The organism is Pseudomonas sp. P1_F7 (assembly GCF_056405655.1).
Genome location: NZ_JBFUBR010000039.1, coordinates 1 through 9,883 on the forward strand (window position 1 = coordinate 1; position 9,883 = coordinate 9,883).

Annotated in this window: 6 protein-coding genes and 1 pseudogene; 4 read left to right on the plus strand and 3 right to left on the minus strand. The window is 52.2% G+C overall.

What is annotated here, in order from left to right:
* The 3 genes and pseudogenes from AC1D1M_RS31050 to AC1D1M_RS31060 form a co-directional block, all read right to left on the minus strand.
* Positions 1-845, minus strand: a pseudogene (locus tag AC1D1M_RS31050) (hypothetical protein); the annotation flags it as partial.
* A 90-nt stretch (positions 846-935) separates the two neighbouring features.
* Positions 936-1,457 (minus strand): hypothetical protein, encoded by a 522-nt coding sequence (locus AC1D1M_RS31055; RefSeq protein ID WP_477778652.1) that lies wholly within the window; start codon positions 1,455-1,457, stop codon positions 936-938.
* A 100-nt stretch (positions 1,458-1,557) separates the two neighbouring features.
* On the minus strand, positions 1,558-2,055 hold the full coding sequence (locus tag AC1D1M_RS31060) for a hypothetical protein (RefSeq protein WP_477778653.1): 498 nt from the start codon (positions 2,053-2,055) through the stop codon (positions 1,558-1,560).
* A gap of 206 nt (positions 2,056-2,261) precedes the next feature.
* Between AC1D1M_RS31060 and AC1D1M_RS31065 the strand changes: the two genes are divergently transcribed.
* The 4 genes from AC1D1M_RS31065 to AC1D1M_RS31080 all read left to right on the plus strand — a co-directional run.
* Entirely contained in the window at positions 2,262-4,073 is a 1,812-nt protein-coding gene (locus tag AC1D1M_RS31065) for a hypothetical protein (RefSeq protein ID WP_477778654.1), read from the plus strand.
* A 98-nt stretch (positions 4,074-4,171) separates the two neighbouring features.
* The gene (locus AC1D1M_RS31070) at positions 4,172-6,538 is read left to right on the plus strand and encodes a hypothetical protein (protein ID WP_477778655.1); all 2,367 of its coding nucleotides are present in this window, start codon (positions 4,172-4,174) and stop codon (positions 6,536-6,538) included.
* A 57-nt stretch (positions 6,539-6,595) separates the two neighbouring features.
* A complete protein-coding gene (locus tag AC1D1M_RS31075) occupies positions 6,596-9,496 on the plus strand; it encodes a hypothetical protein (protein ID WP_477778656.1) in 2,901 nt (966 codons plus the stop codon).
* Between the two features lie 83 nt (positions 9,497-9,579).
* The coding region (locus tag AC1D1M_RS31080; RefSeq protein WP_477778657.1) for a hypothetical protein at positions 9,580-9,883 on the plus strand (304 nt) is incomplete at its 3' end.

Sequence of the window (9,883 nt, forward strand, 5' to 3'; positions counted from 1 at the left end):
TGGGTTTCGGTGGTGCCGTAGCGATGGGTTTCGGTGGTGCCGTAGCGATAGCGCTCGGTGATTTTGTAGAGGTTGTCCAGGCCATCGTCGCTCCAACTGATGCTGGCGCCGTTGCCGACAAAGTTGTGACTGCTGCCAGGCAGGTTGCTGTTGTCGTAGCTGTAGCGCATCTCCTGCACCGGCTGGCCGAAGCCGGGATCGCTGCGGTGCTTGAACACCCGCGGCAGCGGCGGCCGCGCATTGCCCGGAAAGCCGTGACCGTTGCCGGCGTATTCGATGGTTTCATGGCCGCCGACCGGGGTCTTGACCTCGGTCAGGCAGTGCAGGCCATTGACCGTGGCGTACTTGAAGCGCCAGGACGCCTGCTCTTCGGTGGGCAGGATCAGTTCGTAGACTTCATCGCCCGGCCCGCTGTTGCGGATCTTCATCACGAACCTGGCCAGCGCACCGTCCGGGCTGCCGTCGGGGCGCAGCAGAATCTGGATCTCGTCCTGCCCGGCCGCGGGCAGCTTGACCTCCAGCAGGACCACGCCCTGGCCGTCGGTGACGGTGTGCAGCCGGCGCAAGCCGGAACCGAACGGCAAGTAGGCCAGGCTGACCTTGTAGCCTTCGGCGGAATACAGGGTTTCGGGCAGCGCCAGCTTGCCGTCCGAGCGCAGCATTTCGATCAGGCCGGACTTGTGCACCACCCGGTACAGCCCCGGCGCGTCTTCGTAGAAGAGGAAGCTTTTGATTTTTTGTTCCTGCATCTCCAGGCGGTTGCCGACCATGTTGGTGACTTTGAAGGTTTCGCCGGTGGACAACGCGAGGACCTGGGTGCCGGGGTCGTATTGCGACAGGCGCACTTCCCAGCCGAGGCCGAAGCCGGTGTTTAAACAGGACGATTGGTTTTCGGAAATAGTGCTTGGCGTTGAAAAGACGGCAGATGGAAATAATTAATCAAAATTGATTCTTATACAGCTAAGTTCGCGATTGACTTCCTTAGGGTCGTTGACCCATCTGGATTTGACCACGACGCCTGGGATAATAGGGTTTCCTACGTGATTGTTCGTTATGCTGTCGAGCGCAATGGGTTCGCTGCTTGGCATGTTTTTGACTGTTCTTAATTCAAATAGAAAGTTGTTAGGTCGGGTGGCAGGGTTTTCCAGATTACTGCAGCCGACCGCGTGATTCCATTGGTCAAACTGGCTACCGAGCCAGACACTGACGGCAGAGCGAACCTGATTGAACTGAATGTAACGAACACTATGGCCTTTGCACGGAAAGTCCGGAGTATTGCTAACATGGTAAATGGCAACTTCATGTTTGTCGCGGACGGGGATAGTGCATTGACCTTCGTCTTTGTCATAGATGAAAGTGATGGTGCCATTGTTGGCTGTTTCTGCTGCAACGCTGTAGCCGGTACCGAGTGCAGTGATGCAGAGAAAACTCAAGGCGTTGATAAGATTTTTTTTCATGCTGAACGCTTCTTTGGGATAGAGGCTTTTGGGTTGCGATATGTAAGGGCCTATAAAATAGAGGCGCTAGAACGCAAAGCCTGTAGTGGTTGGTTTTGGGTCAATCGAAGCTTATGTTGAGGCATCTTGTGGTTGGGTACCTAGGGGGTACGCCGCCATACTGGTAGACTTTCATCAGCTTGACTCCAGGTAATAATGGCATTCCAACGGTGCCTTCACGTATAGTTGCGTTTGCTACAATGTCAGTTGAGACATCGTTTTTGGTGGTTCTTATTATATATTCAAAACCATTGGTGTTATTGCATCCCGCGGGGGTTACTGGGTCTAGGTTCCTGTTGGCACTTAGTTTGATTGTGGTTGCGGATCGAACACTCTCTAGTTTAATTGCTCCTTCTTCATATTCGGTTCCGGTGCGGCAACCTTTTTCTTTTGTAAATAAATTAGTTTGTCCAGCTTCTATTTTGACTCGGCACACCTCTTTTCCACCGACGTAAAAGGTTATAAAGCCTGGCTCTGGTTCTGCGGCGATACTTACGGCGGTTTGAAAGAATACAGTCGTGAAAATCAATGGGGCGAACAATATTTTGATTCTGTTCATTGTAATGTCCATTCAGATGTTTTACGTATGTCACGGCAATAGCCGTCACCTGAAAACAACCATAATCCCTTTTCAGTCGTTGACAACCTAGCAGTTCTGATAGTGGGCAAATCGATTGTTCAGGCGTAAAAATACTCACAACACATCATGTGGTGCTCAAAAAGAGCCGGGGCGATACCCCCGATAATCAACAATGGAGCCTGGACATGACAGCGGATATCTATCCAGCACCGAAAGTCCCTTTGAACGCAGATAACCAACTTGACCTCGCAGAGCTGGGTGACAAGCCCCTGATCGCCCATGTTTATTTCCCGGGGATTGAGGCGGCAAAAGGCGGTTTTATTTACCCCAACTGGCGGGGTTGTACCGCGTCGGGAGATGCGGGGGACAATGCGAACAATGCCTGGCCGATTGATGAAACTCTGGTGGAGGAAGGGTTGCCGATAGAATTTCCCAATGCCTTGTTAAAGAGTCTGGATCAAGGCTGGGTGTTTTTTTCATATTCTGTGCGGTTACCCGGCGGACCGATGCCGGGACCTGGCGATGAGTCGAAACGACTGTTTTTCTACGTGGGCACTCGAGCTACTGCGGCGACACACTTGCCGGTACCGCAGATCAAGCAGGCTCATGGATTGCTGCTGGACCCGGACAGGAATGCGATCCCTACCAACGGCATTACGGTCTCGGTGCCGCCCTATGCCGCTATGAAGGTGGGCGACAAAGTCACGCTGCAATGGCGGGGATTCACCGAAGCCGGCACTCCAAAGCCTTTAAACCCTGTGTGGACCGTTGCAGAGGCCAATGTCGGGCAGCCATTGACACGTCTGGTGGGCCGACCTGAGGTCATCCTCATCGAAAATGGCCGTCTCGAATTGAGTTACAAAATCACCTACGCGGGTGGTGGCGCTGAGAGTGTCTCAGCGCAACAAAATTTTAGAATCGTAGCGCCTATTGAGCCTTTGCTGCCCATCCCGGTTATTGATCGACATGGCGGTGGTCCGCTGGATCCTGACCTGTTTCCCGATGGCATCACCGTGCGCGTCACTCTGTATTCGGGGGCCCGGAGCGGTGACATTGTGACGCTCTACACAATGGTTGGGACGGTTACTCAGGCCCAGATCAGCATGCGGATCGACCTCTCGACAGTCGATAGCGGTGTGCTGACATTCAATCTCGAGTATGCCTGGCTGCTGAATAACAACGGCAAGCTTGCAGAATTGTTTTATCAATACGCTCGCCCCGGGGAGTCTTTGTCCAGCGACCCTCTGCCAGTGCTGATACGCAAGCCTCTTGAACTGCCACAGCCGGATATCGCTGATACCAACCAAGAGACCGGAGATCAACCGGACGAGAGAACAATGGATGCCGGTATCACAACGGCCGGCAGCAAGGCGTCAGTGCCTGATAACGCTGTCATTGGTGAAAACGACGCCGTTGAACTGCACTGGGGCAAGCACGGAACCACAGGCCACGTTGCCATCCCGCTATCGGCAGATCGCAAGACATTCAGCATCCCCAAAAACGCCATTGCCATGCACATGGGGGCGGGCGAAGGGGCTCGTGAGCGACTCAGCGTGTACTACCGAGTCGTTCCAAGTGATGAGCCTGCGGAAAACTACCAGGACTCGGCGTATGTCTACCTGAAAATCCTGCCGTTCCCCAAAAACCGATTCCCGACTATCCAGTGTGCACAGGCAGTAGGTACAGGCGGAAAGCTTTCACTTGCCGCTATCACGGATGCAAGAGGCGCACAGTTTAATCTTGAAACATGGTCCTATATGTATGAGAAGCAAATTCTGAATATTAAAGTGGTTGGCAAGGAACAGTACCTGCTCAAGGATTATGAGCTTTTATCGTCGGAAGTTGGAATGGAAAAAAAGTCCTGGTTGCCCAAGGAGTTTTTAGTGTCGCAGATAGGTGTGGGCAATAAGTTCAGGGTCTCTGTCACTGTAAGTTTCGATGGAGGTCGAACCCATTTGCCATTCAATGATTCTCCTGAACTGACAATCACCGCTTGAGTCTGGTTGGTCTATTAACGTGTTTATCGAGTTTTTCAACTCGTACCCGGCTAACCAAATATTGGCCCGCTGAGTATCGATTGAATAGGAGTTTTATCATGGTTGGTAATGTAAAAAATTCAAAAAAAGAGCTGCTTGAGTGGTTGAGTCTTAAGCCGCGTACGGAAGGCTGGGGGGCGGTAGTCGCTTACAACCGTAATAAATGTAATACCTTGTTGGCACAGGATTACATTCAAAAATTCACCTCTAACAGTTACTTGCCACCGATCAGTGAGCCGGTTCCAACGGGTGATGCCAATTGGGAACTCTTGCATGACTGGATCACCACCTATCCGCGGCTTTCGTTTGAAAACAGCTCGAAGACGGTCGGCGGTAAAGTGCGCATGACGATGGCGGTGGTGGGGGGAAGCCAGATTTCCATTGATAACGCCCTGGGACACAAACGGGCTATTGCGATCAAATCGCTGGATGCACTGGATTATCCGGAGTTGATTGCCGAGGATGTTGCGCTGTCGAAAACCAGTGGCACAGTGGGTAAAGATACCGGGGAAGTCGTTTTGGATCTGGGCGATCCCCTCACGGCGCAGGGTATGTGGGAACTTACATTTGCCAATACTCAATATGAGCGGCGTCAAGGGGGGGTGTTCTTTAAAAAATATTATAGAAATGCAGACCCGAAAAAACGGCTCTTTCACCTTGGCAAGATTGCATACACCGATCAGCAGTACTTGAAGCCGGAGTCCTTTATTTTGCGGACCACGACTGCACCGGGAGCAAATGTTGCTGGCTCGAGCAATTTTGGTGATGGCTCGGTGGAAATGTTTGTTCGTATGCAAGGTGATGCTGAGAGCGGATTTCCGCCTAGAGATGATTGGAGAAATTTGATTCCGGATGACAATCCTGGGGAGTTCGATAGTGCGATCCTGTTGAGCAATAAAATAGTAATGCACAATGTGCTTGCACAAGGTGTAAAGCGGTTGTTTAACTATTATGAGGATATATTCGAGTCGCCTCCGGCGACGGGTTTTACGTCCAGTCTTCGCGTTAGGGCTGGGTTTGGTAGCATCAAGCTAATATATTTGCCCCCTACATACCGTTCGGATAACTATTACATCTCGTTTGATCAGTTTCATTTGCTGATAGGGGAGGGAGATAGGTTTTCAATTAATATTGCTGAAGACAATAAGGTAGCTTTGGTGTGGGAAAATCGAGGGATCCAGCCGTCTAGATTTGAGCATGTACTTCACTATCTTGATCGTCCTGCCACATTCTTTGAAGCCTGGATGTCGATGGGGTTGAAAGCAACTGGCCGCTTTGAAGTGAATGAAGGGGCGGGAACAATCAATTTCAATCAAATAGCACCGATAGTACCTGAAGCTGAGGTCTCTGATTGGGTGGCTTATTATAATGAGGTTAATTCGCATAGGGCATCTATTAATGCTCATATTGTTAGCGAGTTTGGTAAGTATGTAGGCGAGGATTTTGGTCGTTATTTTAGCATTGTTGATGAAATAGATGTATTCGTGCTCAATAGCTTGTTGTTTGCAAGCAATAACTATATAAAAATGAAGTCGGTTGAACTTCCGGGCGATTTAATAACATTTGGTAAAATTACCGCACTCTTCGATATATCACCTCAAGACCACCTGATGGGTCACAGTTCAACTCATCAGTTCACGGTTTCACCCGAATTCACCGGTAAAGTGAAGTGGAGTGTGAATGCCGTCCCGGGCAGCACCGGTGGCATCGGTACGATCAACGAGGATTCCGGCGTCTATACCGCACCGGCCATCAACGATATCGACGGCACATTCGCGCGTGTCATCGTCACGGCGACGGACACGGCTTCTGCATTCAGCAGTTCGACGCTGGTGACTGTTGTGGTCCGGGACATCACCGTCAATCCCGTGCTGCAAATCTGCAACGCTTCTCCCGATTCCGGAGCACCGATTACCCGAACCCTATCGGCCAACACCCTGGGTGAAGGCCTCCTCGAATGGCGGGTCAAGAAGGGTGACGGCACCATTCCGTTGAGAGCCGGACCGGATGGAAAGAATGTCTACACCGCCGGCTTGAAAAACAGTGACCTTAAGGGCTCGTTTACGGTTGACGAGATTGAGGTCAAGAACCTTGCGACCGGAAAAACACAGACTGCTTATGTCGTGGTGAATCACTTCCCGCACGAGCTGAAGATGGTTGTCAACATGGCGGAGTCGTCGTTTCCCGCCGGCGAGGCCAAGCTGAAAGTTACCAACAATCGTGATCAAGTAGTGGAAGCGGTTCTGGAAGTCATCGCCGGCAACGGAAGCGTTGACAGTGAGGGCAAGTACACCAGTGATCCGTCATCGCCGCATCGTTTTGCCCTGGTTAAAGCCACCCTGGATGATCGCGATTGCTGGATTCTTTTGACGTATCCGTTGATTGAACTTCCCGATAAACCGATTGATGACCTTTCGAATTACTGAAAGCCGGAACGGCTAGTTCTGCGGCTCCCTTCGTATTGTTGTATTTGGAGAATAATCATGGCAGGCAACTCGCGCGCTTATATTCTGGAACAGATGAAAACGGCTTCGATTGCCCGAGGGTGGGGCGCTATTACAGTATTCAATCGGACTCGGCTCAATCGGATTCTTTTACAGCAGTGGATCGATAAATATGACGGTAATGCATATATGCCGCCATTTTCCGGCACCGCGTTCACTCATGATGATAAAACGGAATATGCCGACCTGTTCGACATTGTATTAGGCTCGCCGAGGTTATCATTCGAAACCGCTGATTTTAATAATTCGGTCGCCACTCTCACGCTGAGTATTTTGTCGGGATCCTACACGTCTTACACCGACGCCAACGCAATGAAGACCGTGCTTAAGTCGCTGCAGATTACCGAAGCAATGAATTTCACGGTCAAAATTGAAGTTGACTTGGCCGTGGCGACGGGTGAAGTCGATGACCTTGGCCGGGTGATTCTCGATCTGTCCCGTGGCACCCGTTTCGAGTGTGACCTGGCGGAATCAAGTGAAGCCCGCGCGGCGCTTGGCAGGTACTTCGAAGAGCGTTTTAGCGAACTTCCGGCTCATCGTCGTCAGTTTGAATTAGGGATGCTCGATTTGAAGGGTTACAGCCCACTCACGCCGACGCGATTCGAAATCCGCACCCAGGCCGCTCCGGGAGGCAACGACGTCAAATCCTCGAACTATCAGGATGGCGCGGTCGTGGTGTTTATACAGCTCAAAGCCAGTGAGTTCGGTGGAGGCTCCCCGCCCAGGGACTTTCCTTATCTGATCCCGGATGATCAGGACGCACAGGGCGATATGTATTCGGCGACGTTGATCCTGGCCAAGGAATTCGTGCCTTATGCCGATGAAGACAAGTTGGCGCTGATTCACAGCCTGTTGTTTCCTGGCGAAGAAAACGTGTTTGTCGAGCGGGACAGGGACACGCCTAACGACCTGGTGATCTTTGGCAACATCGACCCGTCTCGCACGGTGATCACCATTGATCCGCCGATGCACAGCCTGAAAGCGGGTGACCGGCCATTTCAATACAGGGCTCTTCGCAACGGTCAACCGCTCAGCGGCGTAACCTGGAGCCTGCGCAGCCTCAACACCCACGGTTCCGCCGGGGCGATCGGGAAAACCACAGGTTTGTATACGCCCGTGGCGTTCGATCGGCTTGGCCGGGAAACGGTGCGCAACGTGATTACGGCTTCGTACACGGATCCGGCCACCGGTCAGCGACATCGAGTCTCGGCCTTGTTGCTGGTAGTGGCAGAGCCCATGTCGATCTCGCCAATGTTTGTGCCCATTTACTTGCGGGGCGCCCAACAGCCGGTCACCTTTGTTGCATCTGCATTGAGCGGCGCTGACCTGTCGTGGAGCCAGCCTCAACACGGTTCACTGGTGGCCAGCGGTAACACCGCTGTCTATACACCACCCGCTGAGCCGTTGGCCGAAGATGCGGTTGTTCAATACATTGAGGCACGCAATGGCGCCACCGGTGAAACCGTCAAGGCTTCCGTGGTGTTGCTTAAATACGCTATTGACTTTGATATCACCCCCGGATTTACGCGGGGTCTCAACCGTACTGCAACAATCCAGTTGAAGGACAACGCCAGGCAGACTTCGCTCAAGCGCCGCTGGACGGTTTTCGGGGAAGGAACGGTATCGGACACCGGGCTCTATACAGCCCCCGCCACGTTTAGCAATCCCGTGGCCATCGTCGTATGCGAGCTGCTCGATTCCGCTGAGCAGGTGCAGTATTACGGTTATAGCATCGTGGAGTTGACCAATAGCATCACAGAGGAGAGTTGGATAAAGCTGAAAACGTTCAATATCAGCAAAGTTGTAGACACCGCCTATGCCAATGGCATGCAACAAATGGCGGTGAAAATTATGGTTGAAACCAGCCCAAACAACAGTGCTACCTACGAATTGAATGAAGATGAAAAGGCGAGCATGCGCCTGGTGACCAAAAGCAACAGGGACGAAATCCCCTTTCTCGGTGTCGGCGAAGAAGGCATTGAAGTGGGCAGGCCACAAGTCTGGGCAACCAGCCTGCAGAAGAATCGATTCATTGCCAGCTCGGGTCCTCAGTCGGTCGAGTCAGCGCAGAACAGTTCACGCGAAGGGAGCGTCCTTGTAACAGATCTTGACCTGTACGTTCATGTCCGGGGACCGAGTCCAACGGAAGCGCCCCCCATCGAACGCTTTGTGGCGTCTTTTACCGGCAGCAACGGTCAGGGCAGTTTCTATTCAGACCTCCATCCCAGTGAGAATGACACAGAGGACCAGGGGCACGTGACGCTGACGCCCAAGGTGCCGCCGGTCAAGGTGCCGACCGATTACACCTTCAGAGACGATCGCGTGGCGGGCGGTGGCAAGGAAGGTCAAGGCCGCCCCACTAGCCCTGGATGGGATCCGCTTCCACCGGGAGAAAATGATTTCGACTACTTCCTCAAGACCACTGACTATTGGCGTGTGGGTTACAAGCGAGAGGGCATCAGGGACTTGCTGTTTACCCGTTGTCACTTCGAAGGGCGGCAGTCGCTGGTGCAATGGGAAAGTCAATACGATAACGAGACGATGTTCAGTTGTACCGGTCATGCGTTCCATGTATTCGCGCCAGGGGAAGAAGGCAAACCGGAAAATCGAGAGATTCTGTTCGACGATGCACTTGCCAAAAGAGCGACGCCTGTTTTGAAAAAGGTTTATGAGGAGGCGGAAGATCCAGTCTCGGGGCAGCTGATGCTGACATTGACTCGTCTGGATAATCTGCGTCGATCAACCGCCACGGATTTGCTGGCGTTGAACGATATTTCCATTGTTGCCGATTTGTTGGATCTTGAAGGCAATCGTCATCGATTGAGTTTCAGAATTGCCCCTGATAATCGTAATAAGTTGTTGTTGAATGTACTGACTTAACACGATGTTACTGTGCGCGGGGTATTCATATCTCGCGCACAGATTATTTAGTCATCTTAATTAACTAATGGCAGGTATTTTTCATGGCCGCGTCTACTGCTGTGCATTCCAACGCCTTCAACTTTCTTAGTTTCCTTGAGTTCGGTGTCGATCCGCGTACCGGACAATACACCGCCAACCTCTCTTTGCCCGAAATCAAGTGCAACGACCTCAGTGGCCCGATTCTGCCCCTGAGCTTGAGCTTCAATCCACTCAACACATTAAACACCGGCTTCGGCCTCGGCTGGGAAGTGCGCCTGTCGCAATACGACCCCGGCACCCAGGTCCTCGCGTTGTCCACCGGCGAAACCTTCAAAGTCACCAACATGGTCGGCAACCGCCTGGAGA

What these genes read in the sequence shown, in the direction of transcription:
- AC1D1M_RS31060 (WP_477778653.1), bottom strand. Translation starts at nt 2,055, where the DNA reads ATGAACAGAATCAAAATATTGTTCGCCCCATTGATTTTCACGACTGTA.
- AC1D1M_RS31065 (WP_477778654.1), top strand. Translation starts at nt 2,262, where the DNA reads ATGACAGCGGATATCTATCCAGCACCGAAAGTCCCTTTGAACGCAGAT.
- AC1D1M_RS31070 (WP_477778655.1), top strand. Translation starts at nt 4,172, where the DNA reads ATGGTTGGTAATGTAAAAAATTCAAAAAAAGAGCTGCTTGAGTGGTTG.
- AC1D1M_RS31055 (WP_477778652.1), bottom strand. Translation starts at nt 1,457, where the DNA reads ATGAAAAAAAATCTTATCAACGCCTTGAGTTTTCTCTGCATCACTGCA.
- AC1D1M_RS31075 (WP_477778656.1), top strand. Translation starts at nt 6,596, where the DNA reads ATGGCAGGCAACTCGCGCGCTTATATTCTGGAACAGATGAAAACGGCT.